Consider the following 20278-nt stretch of genomic DNA (forward strand, 5'->3'; position numbering starts at 1 on the left):
AATTGATTATGCAAAGTATAAATGAAACCATCATACCCTTATTAAAAGAAGAATCATCTACCATAATAAAAGGTGAAAATGGAATAACCACAATAACTTTTTATAAAGGTGACCAAGCACACACATCTATTACTCTACGCGACCGATTAAAAGAAATTATCAATGGCAATCCTTGGTTGGCAGGACGATTGGTGAAAAACAAGAAACATAAAAATTTACAACTTGCATATCCTTCAGGGGTTATACCAGATGATGTAATAGAGCGAATTTTCTTTGATAATCCTTCTGATATTAAAATCGGATCTGAAATAAAATATGACGAATTATTTAACATATCTAAACCAGCAATAGTAAACAAAGGAGTAAAATTAATTAACAAATCAGATCCTGTAACCAAATTAACCATTGTTCCTGATCAACATTCTCAGGGGAAAGGATTTGCCCTTATTTTTTCAATTTCTCATGTGGTAGCTGATGGGTATACATATTATAAAATCTTTAATCAACTGTTTACCGATAAACCAGTAGAACAATTTGAAGCAAAACGAAATCAAGAAGCTGCTGATAGGGTAACCGAAGTTGTCGGTAAGAAATCATTTAAGTTTTTTCATTCTGCACCGTTTATTTTAAATTTAGTAAAAGGAGCCATATTTGGTAAAAAGACAAAATGTTATGGGTTTTATGTAGAGCCTGAAAAAATCAATATAGCCAAAAATCAAGCTAAGGAAAATTCATCATCAGTAGATTATGTTTCAACCAATGATATCCTTACTTCAAGCTTTGCAAAAGTGATTAATTCACGAATTTGTATTATGGCAGTTAATTTGAGAAGCTGGATTAAAGATATTGATATTGATGATACCGGAAACTATGCAGGAGGACTTCTGTTCGATGATGATACAAGTTACCATCCAGCTAATATTCGTAAGGCTTTTCAAGCAGGATTACCAGTTCCTACTAATGCAAAACCTCTTCCCAAATTTTGGGAAGCGTTACGATGCAAACTTGGTTTGATCAGTAGCTGGGCCGATTTTCAAGAAAGCCATGATTTAGAAAAATGTGAACAATTATTTCATATTCCTTTATATGAAGCTAAGAAGGCTTTTCCATTAGACTCTGCAGTAGTGTTTAAAGCCAAACCAGAACAATTGGCAGTTATATACTTTTCGAAAACAGTAGAGCGAAATAAATTTTTGTCGAATTGTGAAATTGATGATACCATCTCATCCAAAATTTTCGATTAAAAAACGCTTACGGGCCTTTTTTCAATAGCATCTTAAAACCTTTTAACCCACTTTATGTATAAAGAGGGTTTAATCAATAGCCAGTACTATAATGATTGATTTCATAGAATATATAGTTTTAGAATTGAAGAGCAAGAGACTTTCAAAAGCCAATGCTCTGGATCTTATTAAACAATTTAGTCACCATACAGTAAGTCATGCCAACAAAGATGTCATACATCCTTTGTTACATAAGAATACATCCGATTTAAGCCAGCAAAGCTTTAGTACAATATTTAACGGGAAAGAGCTTTTTCTGAAAGATCATGTGGTTAAAGATCAAAAGGTTTTACCTGGAGTTGCCTATTTAGAAATGGCTCGAATGGCCCTTAGAAAAGCTTTACCTTTTCAAGAAGAATCAATTGTTGAATTGCGCAATATTATATGGGCTCAACCAATTATAGTTCAAGACCCTAAAGAAGTCACTATTGCTTTATTTGCTGATGAAACCGAAATAGGTAATGGACAGATAAATTATGAAGTTTATAGTACAGAACCTGAAACAGGAGAAGGTGTCAAAGAAACGATTCATTGTCAAGGGCAGGCTGTCTATATCAATACTTCAAAACCTGTACGACTGGATATTAATAAGCTCAAGATGAGAATGCAACAAGGAGAGCTAAAATCAGCACCTATTTATGCTGTGTATTCAAAATTGGGATTGAATTACGGGCCGACTTATCGAGGTATAAAAACGATATTTCAAGACAATGGACAATTACTGGCACAACTAGAGTTAAATGAGATTGCCGAATCAAGTTTTAATGAGTATGTCTTGCATCCAGGTTTGATGGATAGCGCGTTGCAGTCTGCTATTGGCTTATTTGAAGGTTTAGATCAAATCCCTGATAAACCATCATTACCATTTGCTCTGGAGTCGCTAAAGGTTTTTTCTAGTTGTACCGAAGAAATGTTTGCATGGGTTCGATATGCAAAAGGAAATAAACCTACAGATAAAATTACCAAGCTCGATATAGACCTATGTAATCAAGAGGGGGAGGTTGCTATACAAATGAGAGGATTTTCTTCACGTATGCTTAATGAAGATTCGGTGACCAAAGAGGCCACGGTAACAGAAAAAGGAGTCTTATATGGAGCTCCTGTTTGGCAAGTGACAAAAGATATGAAGCCTTTCAGCCAAAATGGAACAGATGTAGTGAAGCACCGATATGTTTTTCTATGCGAAATTCCCCAGGTAGATACAAAACAACTGGAATCTCTTCTTACTTCCAGTAAAGTGATACATCTGCAAAATACTCAGCAAAAAAATATAGCAGAACGATTCAGCGAATATGCACGAATTTGTTTTGAACAGCTTCGTATTCTACTAAGTGATAAACTTCAGGAAAAAGTGTTCATTCAGATTGTAACCACTAATAAAAGTGAGCAATCTATATTTACTGGTCTTTCTGCCTTAATTAAGACTGCTACCCTTGAAAACCCTAAGTTAACGGGTCAGGTTATCGTTACTAATCCAAAAATAGCGGCAGAAGAACTGATACTACAATTAGAGGAAAACCAAAACAAGACGCAGGATACAATTATAAAATATGAACAAAAAATCCGACAGGTTCTGCGTTGGAAAGAAATACCGGTAGCGCATAATAAACCTAAGATCGTTTTTAAAGATAATGGTATATATCTCATTACAGGAGGGCTAGGAAATCTGGGAAAAATAATTGTTAGAGAAATTTTAAAACAAACTCAGAATGCCAAAATCATCGTAACAGGAAGGTCAGAATTTACAAAAGAAAAACAAACCTTGATAGATAAAATAGGAGGTAAGACTGGTCAACTGTCCTATAAACAATTAGATGTTGTAGATCTCAATAAGGTAAAACAAATCATTACTTCAATACAAAAAGAGTATAAAGGGATTCATGGTATCATTCATAGTGCAGGGATGATTTCGGATAACTTTATTCTAAAAAAGACATCAGAAGAGTTTAGCAAAGTTCTTGCACCTAAAGTTTTAGGGACCTATAATTTGGACGAAGCCAGTAAAAATATTGATCTTGATTTCTTAGTTTTATTTTCATCAATCTCTTCTATTACAGGTAATGGTGGTCAGGCAGATTATGCCACAGCCAATGATTTCATGAATCAGTTTACTATTTATCGTAACCAACTGGTTGAAGCCAAACAACGATCAGGGAAAACTATGACTATCAATTGGCCCTTATGGGAAGAAGGGGGAATGAAAATTGATCAGTCAAAACAAGAAATGTTAGAACAGAGTACCGGGATAGTGCCTATGTGTACTGAGACCGGAGTGCATGCATTTTATAGAAGTTTAGAGCTAAGACAAGATCAGTTCCTAGTTGTAGAAGGCAATATAGAAAAATTGCACCAGACATTATTTGATGATAATGCTTCTGAAACCTCTTTGTCTGGTAGTATTACTTCTGCGAAAAAAGAATCAGTTGTCAAAATAGATGAGGAAAATCTGGAAGAGAAAACCCAGAATTATATTAAAAAACAACTTTCCGAATTGTTCAAGCTTCCATCTCATAAGATTGACTCACTTGCCCCTTTAGAAAAATATGGTATTGACTCTATCTTGGCAATGAACCTCACCAATCAGTTAGAAAAAACTTTTGGTTCTCTGCCAAAAACACTCTTTTTCGAATATCAAACGATTCATGAGCTTACAGATTACTTTATAAATTCACATTCAGCAAAACTGTTAGCACTCTTTACTTCTGGGTCTAAAAAGAATAGTCTGGAAAAAAATAAGGACGTATCTATCGCTTCACCTATAGGGATACAATCAGAACAGGGAAAGTCAAGAGGCATTAAACGTTCACGAAAGATTGAAGTTTCTGTTGATAAAAAAAATAGTGTTGATACAGATCCCATTGCAATTATAGGTTTAAGTGGTCGCTATCCAAAGGCTACTAATATTGAAGCATATTGGAATAACTTACGCGATGGTAAAGATTGTATTACTGAGGTACCAAAGAATAGATGGGACTGGCAAGAGTATTACAGTTCGGATCGTAGTAAAAGTGGATATCATTATAGCAAATGGGGAGGATTTATTGATGGTGTTGACGAATTTGATCCTTTATTTTTTAATATTTCACCACTCGAAGCAGAGATACTGGATCCTCAGGAACGATTATTTTTGCAACATACCTGGATGGCCATAGAAGATGCGGGTTATACCAAAGCCGGTTTGCAAATACCGCACAAGTTTGGGCAGCCAGGACAAGTTGGTGTGTATGCCGGAGTTATGTATAGTGAATATCAACTCTATGGGATCGAAGCCAGTAAAAGAGGACATCGAATAGGAGTTCCCGGGAGCTATGCCAGTATTGCCAATAGAGTATCGTATGTGTTAAATCTTCATGGACCTAGTATGACAGTCGATTCTATGTGCTCCTCATCATTAACAGCAATTCATTTAGCATGTCAGGATCTAAAACAGGGGCGAACCAGTTTGGGAATTGCAGGAGGAGTCAATGTTAGTATCCACCCCAATAAATATACGGTGATTAGTGCGGGGCAATATATTTCAAGTGAAGGACATTGTCAAAGTTTTGGAGAAGGAGGTGAAGGCTACATCCCAGGTGAAGGTGTGGGTGTGGTAGTATTGAAAAGATTATCTGAAGCCGAAAAGGATGGAGATCATATCTACGGTATTATCAATGGTAGTACCCTTAATCATGGAGGTAAGACCAATGGGTATAGTGTACCTAATCCAAAGGCACAGTCTAATCTCATAAGTAATGTATTAAAAGAAACAGACACAGACCCTAGGCATATAAGCTATATAGAAGCACACGGAACAGGAACCAAACTAGGCGATCCTATTGAAATATCAGCCCTAAGTAAAGCATTTAAACAAAGTACATCTGATGTAGGATTTTGTTTACTTGGCTCTGCCAAATCCAATATAGGTCATTGTGAGTCAGCAGCTGGTATTGCCGGACTAACCAAAGTATTACTGCAATTAAAACACCAACAAATAGTTCCATCACTACATTCAAAAAGTTTAAACCCTAATATAGATTTTGAAAAGACACCATTTATTGTCAACCAAACATTAAAAGCGTGGGAACAACCCATAATTAATGGTACCCCACAACCTCGGATAGCTGGTGTTTCATCTTTTGGTGCCGGAGGAGCAAATGCACATATTATTGTTCAGGAATATGTAGCTCCCGCACAAGTAAGTCAACCTAAGATTTCTATTGATTTAGATTCAAAAGCAATCATTCCTTTATCAGCCAGAACGCCAGATCAACTTAAACAAAAAGCTATTGACCTTTACGATTTTCTTCAGAAATCAAAAATAAAAAAACAAGAAAAAACTATTACATTGATTGACCTTACCGAAATGGCATATACGCTACAAGTAGGAAGAGAAACTATGGATATGCGACTTGGTTTTATGGTAAACTCAGTTGAAGAGTTGATCCAAAAGCTTAAAGCATATATTGATGGTGAAAAGAATATTGAAGACACATACCAGGGGCATACAGACGAAGATAAAGACACTTTATTAGTATTTAATGCAGACGTAGATTTTGAGCAAACTGTGGATAAATGGATAGCTCGAAGAAAACTATCTAAACTTCTGGATTTATGGGTTAAAGGCTTAAATCTTGATTGGAATAAATTCTATGAAGACAATATACCCAAACGTATAAGCTTGCCAGTGTACCCTTTTTCTAAGGATAAGTATTGGATCGATGTAAAAATGAATAATCAAAGTACAGTTGATAGAAAAATCACATCGATACTGCATCCTTTACTACATAGTAATACCTCGGACCTTAGCAAGCAGAGTTATAGCTCTATCTTTAGTGGCGAAGAGTTTTTTCTTGCTGATCATCAGGTAAAAATAGAAGGTAAGGTAAGCAAGGTATTACCAGCAGTAGCTTACCTCGAAATGGCACGGGTGGCAATAGAGAAAGCCACTCCTGTTAAAACAAGATCAGGTATTCTGGAACTTCATAACACCGCATGGGCTCAACCACTCGTGGTAGAGAAAGATAAGCAGGTAGAAATAGCTTTATTTATCAAAGAGGAAAACCAGATAGATTATGAAGTTTATAGTATGGATAATGAGCAGGACATTATTCACTGCCAGGGAGTAGCTAAGTATAGCACTTATCTTTCACCCGAAAAACTGAGTATAGAACAACTCAAAGGGCAAATGAATAGAGGTAGTATAGAATCAGCTACCCTATATTCAATGTTTAAGTCTATGGGGCTGGTTTATGGTCCTGCATATCAGGGAATCACTAAGATTTATCAAGGAGAAAAACAACTCTTGGTACAGTTGAATTTACCGTCGGTTGTTAAAACAAATCAGAATGACTACTTGTTGCATCCGAGTATAATGGATAGTAGTTTACAAGCTGCTTTTGGTTTGATAGATGATTTGACTACGATTCCTTCACAACCTTCGGTACCTTTTGCCTTAGAGACTATTCGAATAATATCTGCTGTTACCGAACACATGTTTGCCTGGGTTCGTTACTCAGAAGAGAGTCTGGCTAACAATACAATTACCAAACTAGATATTGATATATGTGATAAAGAAGGAAATATATGTGTACAAATGGAAGGACTTTCTTCCAGACAATTAAGCGAAAATATTGATTTAAAAAATGAAGATATAGGAATTTTAATGGCTACACCTTTATGGAAGAGCTATAAAATACCTCATATATCAGAAACTACCGAAGCTAAATTTGATGAGAAACATGTTATTTTGTGTGAAATACCTGGTGCAGAAGCAAGTCAGCTTGAAACATTAATTCACAATAGCCATTGTATACAACTTGAAGCCTCACAAAAAAATATAGCAGAACGTTATAACAATTATGCCTTAACTTGTTTTGAGTATGTTCAAACAATAATAAAGAATAAACCCAAAGAAAAGGTCCTTGTTCAAATCGTAATTACCGATAACAAGGAACAAGCACTTTTTTCAGGGTTATCAGGGTTACTAAAAACTGCAGCTCAGGAAAACCCTATGCTAACAGGTCAAATGATCCTCACAAAATCAACTATACAGACAAAGGAGCTGGTAGAACAACTTCATAAAGCAGCAACAATACCAGAAGAATCTATTATAAAATATGAAAACGAAACATTATATATTTTACAATGGGATGAAGTAAAAGCAAATCAAGAGAACAGTAAACCTGTATTCAAAAATCAAGGTGTTTACTTGATTACCGGTGGCCTTGGTGCTTTAGGAGTATTGTTTGCCAAGGAAATTTTACAACAAACCAGAGAGACAAAAATCATAGTAACCGGGCGCTCTGAACTTACAGAGGAAAAGCAGATAATTTTAAATGAACTGCACTTAGGTACTGGTCAGGTTGAATATCAACAGCTAGACCTTAGTAGCCTGGAGCAAGTGGAAAAGCTCATAGCGACTATTGAAAAGGAAAACGGGAAACTTAATGGTATCATTCACAGTGCAGGGATGATATCGGATAACTTTATTCTGAAGAAAACTAGGACTGAATTTAGTAAAGTATTAGCTCCCAAAGTTACCGGGACTTATAATTTGGATCAAGCCAGTAAAAATATAAATCTTGACTTCTTAGTATTGTTTTCATCATTATCGGGTGCGATGGGTAATCTGGGGCAATCGGATTATGCAACAGCTAACGCTTTTATGGACCAGTTTGCCAGATATCGTAACCAATTGGTAGATCAAAAATTAAGACAAGGGCATACCCTTTCTATCAATTGGCCATTATGGGAAAGTGGAAATTTGAGTATTGCTCAGAAAAATATTGAAATGCTCTGGCAAGAAACAGGAATATCTCCTATGCAAACTTTATCAGGTATCCAGGCCTTATATAGTAGTATGACCTTACAAGGTAATCAGGTTTTGGTGATGGAAGGAAATGTTAAGAAAATGCGCTCCATCTTGCTTTCTAAGCAAATTCACAAGGTAGAACAGATATCAGACGTTACGGGCGATCAAAATGACGAATCTTCGAAGACCACTACGATAGATTCAAATACACTTTTGGATAAAACCATAAACTATCTTCGAAAACTGTTTGCAGAAGTTTTAAAAATTAAGACTCAGGAACTCGATCCAAAAGCCCCATTAGAGAATTATGGTATTGATTCTATACTCGCTATGAGATTAACCAACATACTTGAAAAAACTTTTGGCTCTCTTTCTAAAACGTTGTTTTTTGAGTATCAGACCATAAAAAGCTTAGCAGAATTCTTTGCCAAGACATATCCCCAAATTATTCAGGAACGTACAGGGATTCAACAAACCGTATCTTCATCAATACAGGATGCAATCAAGAAAGAATCACCGGTTTCTCCAACGTATTCAAGTAATCGTTTCTTTAATACCACAACCAACATTCAGAAAGAAGTTGCTATTGTAGGATTAGGAGGTAAATATCCACTGGCAGAGAATGTGGAAGAATTTTGGGAAAACCTCAAAAATGGTAGAGATTGTATTACAGAAATTCCAAAGGGACGTTGGGATACAGATCGTTTTTTCGATCCTAAACGCAATCAAGTAGGAAAAAGTTATAGTAAATGGGGAGGGTTTATTTCTGATGTTGATAAATTCGATCCGTTGTTTTTTAATATATCACCAAAAGAGGCTGAATTAATTGATCCTCAGGAACGACTTTTTATCCAAACTGCATGGCAGACTATTGAGGATGCCGGGTATAGTAAAGAAAGTATCTCTACACTAGGACGAGTCGGTGTATATGTTGGTGTTATGTATGGGCAATACCAACTCTACGGTGCAGAAGCTATGTTGACAGGTAATGCTGTGGTTCCGGGTTCGTCTTATGCATCAATTGCAAATAGAGTTTCTTACTTCTTAGATCTACATGGACCCAGTATTGCTTTAGATACTATGTGTTCGTCATCTTTAACAGCTATTCATCAGGCTTGTGAAGAAATACGGAAAGGAGAAATAGAAGCAGCCATTGCCGGAGGCGTTAATGTTTCTATACATCCCCATAAATATCTTATGCTAAGCCAAGGTAATTTTGCTGCCAGCGATGGCAGATGCAGAAGTTTTGGAGAAGGTGGAGATGGATATGTTGCAGGTGAAGGCGTTGGAGCTGTTTTACTCAAATCTTTGGATAAAGCTATTGAAGATGGTGATCATATATATGGTGTAGTGAAATCCAGTGTAATTAACCATGGAGGAAAAACCAACGGTTATTCTGTTCCAAACCCTAACGCACAGGGTGATTTGATTCGGGAATCACTTAAAAAAGCTAAAATTGATCCTTCGACATTGGGTTATATTGAAACTCACGGTACAGGTACAGCATTAGGAGATCCTATAGAAATTACCGGATTAAATAAAGCTTTTGGAGAATCAACACTACAAAAACAAGTTTGCCCGATAGGCTCTGTTAAATCAAACATTGGGCATCTGGAGTCTGCAGCAGGAATAGCTGCAGTTACTAAAGTATTACTTCAGTTAAAACATAAAAAACTAGTTCCTTCTTTACATGCAACTACGTTAAATCCAAATATTGATTTTAAAGAATCACCTTTTTATGTACAACAGGAATTAGCACCCTGGAAAGATTATGAAGGACATCCCAGACGTGCCAGTATAAGTTCTTTTGGTGCGGGAGGTTCGAATGCACACCTTATTATTGAAGAATATAATAACAGTAACGACAAGAAAACCGAGTCTTACTACAATAGACCACAATCGTTTGTTCTCTCTTCGAGAGATAAAAATACACTTTTGAAGTATAGTAAGAAGATGACAGACTTCCTTAGAAGAAACAAAAATATTGAACTAGAGGAGTTGATATACACTTCACAGATAGGAAGAACACCAATGAATGAACGTCTTGTGATCGTAACTACCAGTATAAATGAGCTTATCGAAAAACTGGATCAATGGTTATCCATACAGGAAACAGAAGATGATACATTATTAAAAAGAAATGCAGATGAGTTGGAAGGTGTATTTTATGGAAACATTAAGAATGCTTCTTCCGATACGATTACCTTATTGGAAGGAGAGGAAGGGAAAGCTTATCTGAAAGTGATTATGGAGGCCCGTAATCAGGAAAAATTAGCTAAATTATGGATATCAGGTGCAGATATTGATTGGTCTCTGCTCTATCAGAATGTTCGGCCAAAGCGTATTTCTCTTCCAACGTATCCTTTTGCTAAAGAGCGATATTGGATTACTAAACCTGTATTTTCTATGTCTGTCAATTCACTAGAAATACAAGAAAGCAATGTAGAGAACATATCTGAAGAAGAGAAAAAGAAATTACATTACTGTACCAAATGGATTGAACAGAATCTTGACGTGTCTGAAGAGAAACCTCCCGAAAATGGTGTTATACTAATCCTGGATACCTTAGATGAACTGTTCCTTGCTCTAAAAAAACAATCACATAAATATCCGGAAGGAAATTCATATATTTTGTTAAAACCCGGATCTGCTTTTGAGGAAATAGAGCCATCTGTTTTTACTATTGATCTTCAGAAGGGAGAACATTTTAAACAACTGGTAGAATACCTTAGTATAAAAGGACAGCTTCCTTATCGAATTATTCACAATGGATTAGAAACAGGAAGTTTAGATAAAAAAGAAAACATAACTCATCAACTCAACTATAGTATTTACACTCTATTTAACCTATGTAAGGCTTTAATAGAACAAAAACATCAGATTCCGCTTCAGATTTTATCAATCTTCCTGGGTGATACAAACTTAACTGTTCCATGCAATGCTGCGCTAGGGAGCTTTTTCAAAACCTTAACTCTTGAGAATCCTCACTATAAAGGAAAGATTGTTGAGGTTAAGGATAGTAAGAAAATCTCTATAGTAGAGAAGATTCATATGATTAAGAATGAATTCGGTGATGAAAACTGGAGTAAGAATGAAATTCGCTATGATCTCCAAAAAAATGAACAAACCTATGTTCGTTATGTCAAGGAACTAACTCAATTTTCTAATATTGAGAATACTATAGATCGTTTACCATTAAAGCAAAATGGTGTTTATATTGTATCTGGAGGCTTAGGTGGATTAGGTCTTATTTTTAGCGAGTATTTGGTTAAAAATTATCAGAGTAATTTAGTCCTTTTTGGTAGATCCCCCTTAAAAGCAGCACAAAAGAAAAAACTCGATAGACTTAAAGCTTATGGCTCTAAAATCCTATATCTGCAAGCTGATGCATCAAAATTAGAAGATGTAGAAACCATTGTGAAAACAGCAAAGACCAATTTTTCACAAATCAACGGAGTGATTCATAGTGCAGGAACTAACCAGGATTCATTTATTCTCAAAAAATCTAAAGAAGAAATAGATAGAGTATTAGCTCCCAAAATTTATGGGACAATTAATTTAGACATCGCTACGAGAGACGAAAACTTAGATGTCTTTATCATGTTTTCTTCAATTGCAGGTGTATTAGGTAATATAGGACAATCTGATTATGCTTATGGAAACCATTATCTCAACTCATTTGCAGAAAACAGGGAAGTCTTCGTAAGAGAACAAAAACGCTACGGAAAAACATTAGCTATTAACTGGCCATATTGGGAAGAAGGAGGGATGCATATTTCTAATGAAGAAGTAACTTTGATCCAAAAGAAAACGGGTCTTTGCCCTATACCTGCAACAGAAGGTATACAATTTCTTGAAGAGTTTCTGTTATCCGATATATCTCGGTGTATTCCATTATATGGTTTTCCTTCCAAAATCAAGACTTATATTAATCAGACCACTAAAAAAGCTGAGAAAAATAAGCAAACCCAAGCGAATACAATAGATACTGATACTCTTTTCGAAAATACAGTAGAGTATCTTAAAACACTGATCGGAAAAGAGATTAAACTTGATCCAAACCGAATTGATCCCGAAGAACATTTTGAGTCTTTTGGTATCGACTCTATAAGCATTAACCAGATAAATTTGAGCCTTGAAAGAGATTTGGGTGATTTGCCAAAAACGTTGTTTTATGAATATTCTACAATAGAAGAATTGGCTACATATTTAATCCGGGAAGAGCAGGAGATGTTAATCCAATTTCTGAATATCGAAGATTCGATAAACATATCAAGTAATCATGTTAAACCACTATATGAAGCGAAAATCCAGAGAGAACCCATAAAAGAAAGCAAACAGAGAAAGAAAAATGTAATTGATACACCAATTGCATATGAGGATTCAGAACCGATTGCCATTATTGGAGTGCATGGAAACTATCCTCAATCTGAAAATTTGGATTCATATTGGGAAAGCCTGAAACAAGGGAAAGATTTAACAGATCTAGTGCCTAAAAGTCGATGGGATTTTGAAGAATTTTATCATGAAGATCCAGAGAAAGCATCTGAAGGGAAAATTTATGGTAAGTGGGGAGGTTTTATAAGTGATGTCGATAAATTTGATCCTCATTTTTTCAATATCACTCCAGAAGAAGCAAGGATAATGGATCCACAAGAACGACTTTTTTTACAGTCTGTTTGGGCTACAATAGAAGATGCAGGGTACACAAAAGATAGCCTGAAAAAACGATATCCTAAAGCCAAAAGTGCTAATGTAGGAGTTTTTGTAGGCGTTACAACAAATACCTATAACCTGCTAGCATCTGAAGAATGGAGTAAAGGAAACGCAATTCCTAGTGCACACCCTTGGTCGATTGCTAATCGCATATCCTACTTATTCGATTTTAACGGACCTAGTATGCCTGTTGATACAGCTTGTTCATCTTCTTCAGTGGCGATACATCTTGCATGTGAAAGCTTGAAGAAAAAGGAGTGCCAGGTTGCTGTTGCTGGTGGTGTAAATTTATATTTACACCCTTCCAAATACCATTCATTATGCAAGAATCGAATGGTATCTCTAGGAGGAAAATGCCATAGTTATGGTAAAGGTGATGATGGTTTTGTTCCTGGTGAAGGAGTAGGATCAGTTTTATTAAAACCACTTAGCAAAGCCATCGAGGATGGAGATCACATATATGGTGTACTTGCAGGAAGTGCATTTGATCACAGTGGCAAGTCGAATGGATATTCTGCTCCAAATCCTAATGCCCAGGCAAACTTAATAGAACATACTCTTCAAAAGGCTCAAATCCATCCAGAAACTATTAGTTATATAGAAGGACATGGTACAGGCACACAACTGGGAGATAGTCTCGAAATTGTGGCTTTAACCAATGCATTTCAAAAACAGACCGTTCAAAAACAAGTTACTGCTATTGGATCGGTTAAATCTAATATTGGGCACCCCGAGTCTGCAGCAGGAATTGCAGGTGTAGCAAAAGTACTACTGCAAATGAAACATCAACAGTTGGTACCCACAATTAATTCTGATGAAGTAAATCCAAATATTAATTTCAAAGAATCACCATTCTATCTTCAACATGAGCTAACTCCATGGGAATCTCCCTCGGGTTATCCTCGTAGAGCACTTATAAATTCGTTCGGAGCAGGAGGAGTGAATGCGTGTTTAATACTAGAAGAATATAGAAAAGTAAAAGAGGTATATCCCAAACAAGGACCACACCTTGTCATATTTTCTGCAAAAAATGAAGAACGTCTTCAGGAATATGCCAATCGAGTACTTAATTATATAGAAAAAGAAGAGCAAGTAAATCTTGCAGATTTATCTTTTACTCTACAGATAGGCCGGGAAACGATGTCAGAGAGGTTGGCAATTGTTGCTTCAAATAGAGAAGAGCTTATAATTCGATTGAAAGATTGGAAGCAACAAAATGAGCCGAACTATATTTTTTGGGGTAAACTGAATCCTAACCAAAGAAGAAAGAAAACTCTTAATAGAGAAGAGGAGTTTCGTTCCCTATTTGAGAGGAGTGACCTGGATAAACTTGCACAATTATGGGTAGACGGCGTTGAAATAGATTGGGAAAGGTTATATACTCATGATAAACCCAATAGGATATCACTGCCTACTTATCCTTTTGCCAAAGAAAGGTATTGGGTATCAGATCGAGTAATTGAAGAAAAGAGAACGATAACCGAGCCTATAAGCGCTCAACTACATCCTTTAATTTCATATAATTCATCTACATTAAGAGAAGTTCGTTTTAGTTCCTGGTTATCCGATAAGGAGTTTTATGCATCAGATCATCAAGTTAATAAAGAGAAAATCTTTCCAGGTTCAGGGTTTATAGAAATTGCCAATATTTCAGGAAACCTAGCAGGAGAACAAAAGGTTAGTAAGATTAAAGATATTGTGTGGGCTCACCCATTAAGTTTTAAGAAAGGTTCGCAGTTTATTAATACATTATTAAAACCTAATGGTATTAGTACCGAATTTAAAATTACGTCACTTGATGATGAAAACGAACAAATAGTTCATTCCGAAGGGAAGTTATTTTTTCAAAACGGTAATAAACATTCAGTAGATATTGAAAATATTTCAATACAAAAACTTAAGGAACAATGTCCAGAACCTCAGGATGGTTCTTACTACTATACCATTTTTAACCAGATAGGTTTTAATTATGGCTTAGCATTTAAAACTATTCAGGAATTTTATATCAACGAATCCTTTGCTTTATCTAGGTTGAAATTAGCAGAACATTTATTAATCGATTCTGATCGATTTATTCTCCATCCTTGTATTGTAGACGGTGCTTTACAAACTGTTGCAGGATTGATTGGGCAGATGGAATCAGCAACTCCACATGTACCATTTGCTATCGATGAAGTAGAAATTTTTCGCTCATTACCTCATACCTGTTATGCTTATGTGGAACACGTAGAGGAAGAAGTTCGGTCTCCAGCAAGTATCAAAAAATTCAATATAAAAATTATCAATGAAGCAGGAGATGTTTTAGTTAGGATTAAAAACTTTTATGTAAGAGCATTTGGCAATCCTGATATTGATCAGGTTAAGGAGTCCAATAGTATGGCTTTTGCCGTAAGCTCATAATATGGATGGGTTGTGAATTCAACAAAATCATATTTCAAAATCATAAAACTGTTGTAATAAGAAACACACAAAAGGTACCCTAGTCACACAAAGGGTTTCTTTTAATAAACATAATTCAATCTTTCTAACAAGAGAAATGGATTATGAACTATATATAATTAAAAACTCACTAAAATTTCCATTATGAAGGCTATTAAAGAAGGTTTAAAAGTATTATCCAGAGGAACTTGTGGTACAGCATTTTGTTCTCTGTTAAATAGCGAGTATGGTGTTCCGAATGAAATAGCAGAGATTGCGGCATCTCCTTTTGCAGGAGGACTATTGAATAGAGGATACCAATGCGGAATGATCGGAGGAGCCGTTTTGGCTGCCGGAGCAGAATCATACCGAAGAAATGAAGACACAGGAGAAGCAATAGCAATGGCTATAACAGCTACACAACATCTGATGGAATCCTTTAAAAAAAGAACAAATACGATAAGTTGCCGTGATATTACAGATATGGATCTTACGGGTAAATTAGCACCTCTAAAAGTATTGTTTACGGGAAAAGCATTTGGTTGTATGAAGCTGGCAGGAAGATGGGCTCCCGAAGCAATTAAATCAGCAGATGAAGGCTTATCGGATGAATCTGTAAGTTTCTGTCCGGGGTCGGTAAGTTGTGCATCTGAGGTGGTCAGAAAAATGGGAGCTACAGAAGAAGAAATGCTTATGGTAGCTGGATACGCCGGAGGTCTTGGTTTAAGCGGAAAAGAATGTGGAGCGCTAAGTGCTGCGATTTGGTATAAAATGGTGGATTGGATAAAAAAGAATCCTGGTAAATCACCATCGTCATTTGATGATCTGGAGACCAAAAAGATGCTGAGAGCGTTTTATGTGCAAACAGACTCTGAAGTATTATGCAGTAAAATTACAAACAAAGAATTTAAGGATATAGATGATCACTCCGAATATATTAAGAATGGAGGTTGTAAGAAGATCATCGACGCACTTGCCGCACTATAATTTAAAATATGATTGCCATGCTAAAACAAATATTGAACAAGCGAAATATTTATTTCGATCATAACGCAACGACCCATATAGCACCATCCGTAAGAAGTGTAATGAACCGGGTACTGAAATCTTATTGGGGAAATCCCTCATCTGGATATTCAAAAGGAAAAATGTCTGCACAAATTATTGAAAAAGCTCGTGAACAAGTTGCTGCCGCGATCGGAGCTCATTCACATGAATTGTATTTTTCTAGTTGTGCAACCGAATCCAATAATGCGTTATTGAAAACAATAAGTACTCATTTCTATCCCGATAAAAACAAAATAATATCTACACCAATTGAGCATCCATCGGTGATTGAAACACTAGAGTATTTGAAGACCAAAAATATAGATGTTCAATATTGCCCAGTAGATAGCTCTGGCCGTGTATTGCTTAAAGAACTCGAAACTATGATAGATCATAAGACTTCTATGGTTTGTTGTATGTTGGCTAATAATGAAATAGGGACGATTCAGGATATTAAAAAAATATCTGAAATGGCCAAGGCTAAAGGCGCTTTGGTTTTTTCTGATTGTGTGCAGGCATTAGGCAAAATCCCTATAAACGTGAAGGAACTAGGAGTCGATTATGCTACATTTTCTGCTCATAAGCTCTATGGTCCTAAAGGGATAGGTGCCTGGTATGCCAAAATTAGTTGCCCCTTAGAACCTTATATTCATGGAGGACATCAAGAAGAAGGAATGCGAGCGGGTACAGAATCCATTCATAATATCGCAGGTTTTGGAGAAGCATGCAGGCATGTAGATAAACTTGTATCCCTTTCAATAAAAAATGAGCCTCTTAAAAAAATATTCATTAATGAATTGAAAGCAATAAAAAGCGATGTAATTATTAATTCTCCAATAGATAACTGTTTAACAAATACTATTAATTTAACTTTCCCAGGTATTGGCAGTGGCGACTTAATGAAATCACTGGATTATAAAGGAATTGCAGTTTCTTCTGGCTCTGCATGTAGTACATCATCTAACAAACCCTCTCATGTTTTAAAAGCAATTGGCTTAACAGATGATGCAGCACAGGAATCGATCAGGATAAGCTTTGGATCGAAGACAAAACACCAACATATCAGATACGCTTTGAAGGTGATAAAAGAATATATTGAAGAAATAAAAAGCGAAAAATTAAACTCATCTGTGAAGATCAATAGACCAGACCTGAATTATAATAGGTAAAGATATTCACTCGGATAAAAAATAAAATAATGCATTAAAAATTTTGAACGATTATTTAATGTAAAGAAATGATTAAATTTTTAATGTAATAAAGAAGTGTTTACACTTAGTCCCAATTTTATAACTAATTTGTAACTAAGTGATTATTAAAATTTAAATGTGTAAAAATGTATAAGTCTGAAAAATTTTGGGATAAAAGTGCTACTGGGTATGATAAGGAAGAAATGAAAGACAAGGAGGTGCGAATTAAAATTCTTCGAAAAATCAAAGGGTATCTCAAAAAAGAGGATAATGTTTTGGATTATGGATGTGCCACCGGAATATTAGCCAATGAAATTGCTAGTAATGTTGATAAGGTTTATGGCATTGATATATCATCTGAAATGATCCGAATTGCCCAAAACAAAGCCAATGAACTACATATTCAAAATGTGGATTATTTGCATACTACAATATTCGATAAAAACTATAAGTCAGGAGACTTTGATATGATATTGGCAGTGTATGTGCTTCATTTATTAGAAGATTTACCCAAGGTTTTGGAAAGGATCTATGAATTGTTAAAACCGGGAGGGATGTTTATTTCTGTAACACCTTGTTTGGGGAAAAGATCTCTTGCTGGTATTGGGCTATCACTTGTTAGTAAAACCGGATTAATCCCAAAACTGAAAACATATACTGTTTCAGAATTAGAAAATTCAATAAAGGATACAGGTTTTGAAATTTTTGAAACCGAATGTTTACACCGCAGAGGACGGCAACATTTTATTGCAGTAAGAAAGAATTAAAAAGTTTAGTGTTAAGAAAATTATTTAAAAATAAGAACAGATTAAAAATCAAATAAAACGAGGTTCAAATGGAAACAACTATGTACAACGAGTATGGATCATCAAACGTTAGCCAGCTCAAACAAGAAGAAAATGGTATGCAAAAGGGTAATGAATCAGAAACAGCATTTGCTGAGCTGGAACGCGGAGTGCATGCAGCACTAGAAACTTATTCCAACGTACATCGTGGGAGTGGACACAATTCAATGGTATCTTCTCACCTATATGAGCATGCCAGGGACATTGTTTTAGAATATATGGGGCTTAACAAAGAAAAATATATTGTCATTTTTTGCTCCTCCAAAAGAACAAATGACCTAACATCTCAACTTAAGTCAGGAAGCTATCAATTTTTGACAAGTAAAGAGGTAGGTTTACCGTTGGGTATAACCGCAGTTGTTGTCGGGAAAAAAGCGTTACCTAAAGGCAGACCATCAGAATGTGGTGGAGGAACAGCCAGACTTGTTGCTGCAGACTGGATAATCTGGAATAACGGCCCAGACAAATTTGAGGCAGGTACTCCAGCCATTGTTAATGTCATTGCATTTAGCAAGGCACTTCTCTTAATGAAGCAATATGGAAAAGATATCTTTAAGAGGTTATCTCAAAAAGATCTTAGTGTAAATGAATTGATATATAAGGATGAGTTGGAGAAATACTCTGGACTAGAACTTATGAAGGAACTTAAAAAAACTTTAATAGGACGAGGTATGATTGTACCGACTATGGAAGGGGAGAGACGATTCGTAAATCTGGATAATAGTGCCAGTACACCTACGTTTACCCCAATTTGGAATACGTTTCGTGAGGCATTACGTCTACCAGAGAAAAAAAGACAAGAAGTAGTGCAAGAAGTAAAAACTATTTGTAGCGAAATTCTGGGGGCGCCTCTCGAAAACTATGATATTATTTTTACCAAAAACACTACCGAATCTATAAACCTGGTATCTGAAAATCTGATCAATAATCCCGAAAATAATATTGATCCAGTAGTACTGATTTCCTTGCTAGAACATTCTTCTAATGATTTACCATGGCGTATGATTTCTCAAAACTCACTGATTAGGTTAGGAGTGAATGAAGAAGGTTTTATAGATTTAGTAGAGCTGGAAAAAAATCTACGAGAATATAATTTGGAGTATAAGTATGCAAAAAAGCGCATTAAAATTGTTGCTCTGAGTGGTGCTTCTAACGTTTTAGGGTCATGTCATAATATCAATGAAGTAAGCTCAATTGTCCACAAATATGGTGCAAAACTTCTGGTAGACGGTGCCCAGGTAGTCGCTCACCTTAAGGTTGATGTAGAAAAAGAAGGGATCGATTATATGGCTTTTTCTGCTCATAAAGTATATGCCCCATTTGGTACCGGAGTATTGGTAGTTAAAAAAGGATTACTTAATTATAACCTGAATGAGAAGAAACGTATCCAATTGTCTGGAGAAGAAAATATAGGAGGGATTGCTTCTTTAGGTAAAGCACTTGTGCTTTTACAACGTATTGGTATGGATGTAGTTCATAAAGAAGAACAAGTATTGACTAAACGAATATTAGATGGGATGTCAAAAATACCTGGACTTACCGTTTTTGGGGTAAATGACCCTAAATCCCCTCAGTTTAATGATAGGATAGGGGTTATTGTTTTTGAGACAAAAGGAATTTTGCATAACAAGCTGGCAGAAGAGATGTTCAGGAAAGGAGGTATCGGTGTACGATATGGTTGTCATTGTGCCCATTTACTGGTTAAGAAAATAACAGGTATTAGTCCTGTACTCGAGCAAGTACAACGTGTCGTTTTAACTGTAGCTCCAAAGACCCAATTACCGGGAGTTGTTAGGGTTAGTCTTGGAATAGAAAATACAGAAGAAGATGTAGATATCTTAATTGAGGTGTTACATAAACTAATTCAACAAATCAAAGAGAAACCTAGTGGGGCGCAAAAAAAGGCAAACTCCAAAGCAGAAGCCGATTTCCAGAAACAGTTGGATAATTTCTCTCAGGCAGCTGCTCAAAGAGTTTATGCTTAGTTGT

At 35.8% G+C, this 20278-nt stretch carries 6 protein-coding genes; all 6 read left to right on the top strand.

Going from position 1 to position 20278, the window contains the following annotated elements; all coding sequences use genetic code 11:
• The first annotated feature begins 8 nt into the window (after positions 1–8).
• The 6 genes from NNH57_RS19600 to NNH57_RS19625 all read left to right on the top strand — a co-directional run bounded on the left by NNH57_RS19600 (position 9) and on the right by NNH57_RS19625 (position 20274).
• Entirely contained in the window at positions 9–1244 is a 1236-nt protein-coding gene (locus NNH57_RS19600) for a hypothetical protein (RefSeq protein WP_108807995.1), read from the top strand.
• Positions 1245–1335: 91 nt separating this feature from the next.
• Entirely contained in the window at positions 1336–15189 is a 13854-nt protein-coding gene (locus NNH57_RS19605; protein ID WP_108807994.1) for an SDR family NAD(P)-dependent oxidoreductase, read from the top strand.
• 183 nt (positions 15190–15372) lie between these two features.
• Positions 15373–16194: a C-GCAxxG-C-C family (seleno)protein gene (locus NNH57_RS19610; protein ID WP_074409439.1), complete on the top strand. Its 822-nt coding sequence runs from the start codon at positions 15373–15375 to the stop codon at positions 16192–16194.
• A gap of 17 nt (positions 16195–16211) precedes the next feature.
• Entirely contained in the window at positions 16212–17423 is a 1212-nt protein-coding gene (locus NNH57_RS19615) for a cysteine desulfurase family protein (protein WP_074409568.1), read from the top strand.
• Positions 17424–17590: 167 nt separating this feature from the next.
• A complete protein-coding gene (locus NNH57_RS19620) occupies positions 17591–18211 on the top strand; it encodes a class I SAM-dependent methyltransferase (RefSeq protein WP_074409440.1) in 621 nt (206 codons plus the stop codon).
• A gap of 68 nt (positions 18212–18279) precedes the next feature.
• A complete protein-coding gene (locus tag NNH57_RS19625) occupies positions 18280–20274 on the top strand; it encodes an aminotransferase class V-fold PLP-dependent enzyme (RefSeq protein ID WP_108807993.1) in 1995 nt (664 codons plus the stop codon).
• Positions 20275–20278: the final 4 nt, after the last annotated feature.

This window comes from Aquimarina spinulae (assembly GCF_943373825.1).
In the GTDB taxonomy this organism is placed as follows: Bacteria; Bacteroidota; Bacteroidia; order Flavobacteriales; family Flavobacteriaceae; genus Aquimarina; species Aquimarina spinulae.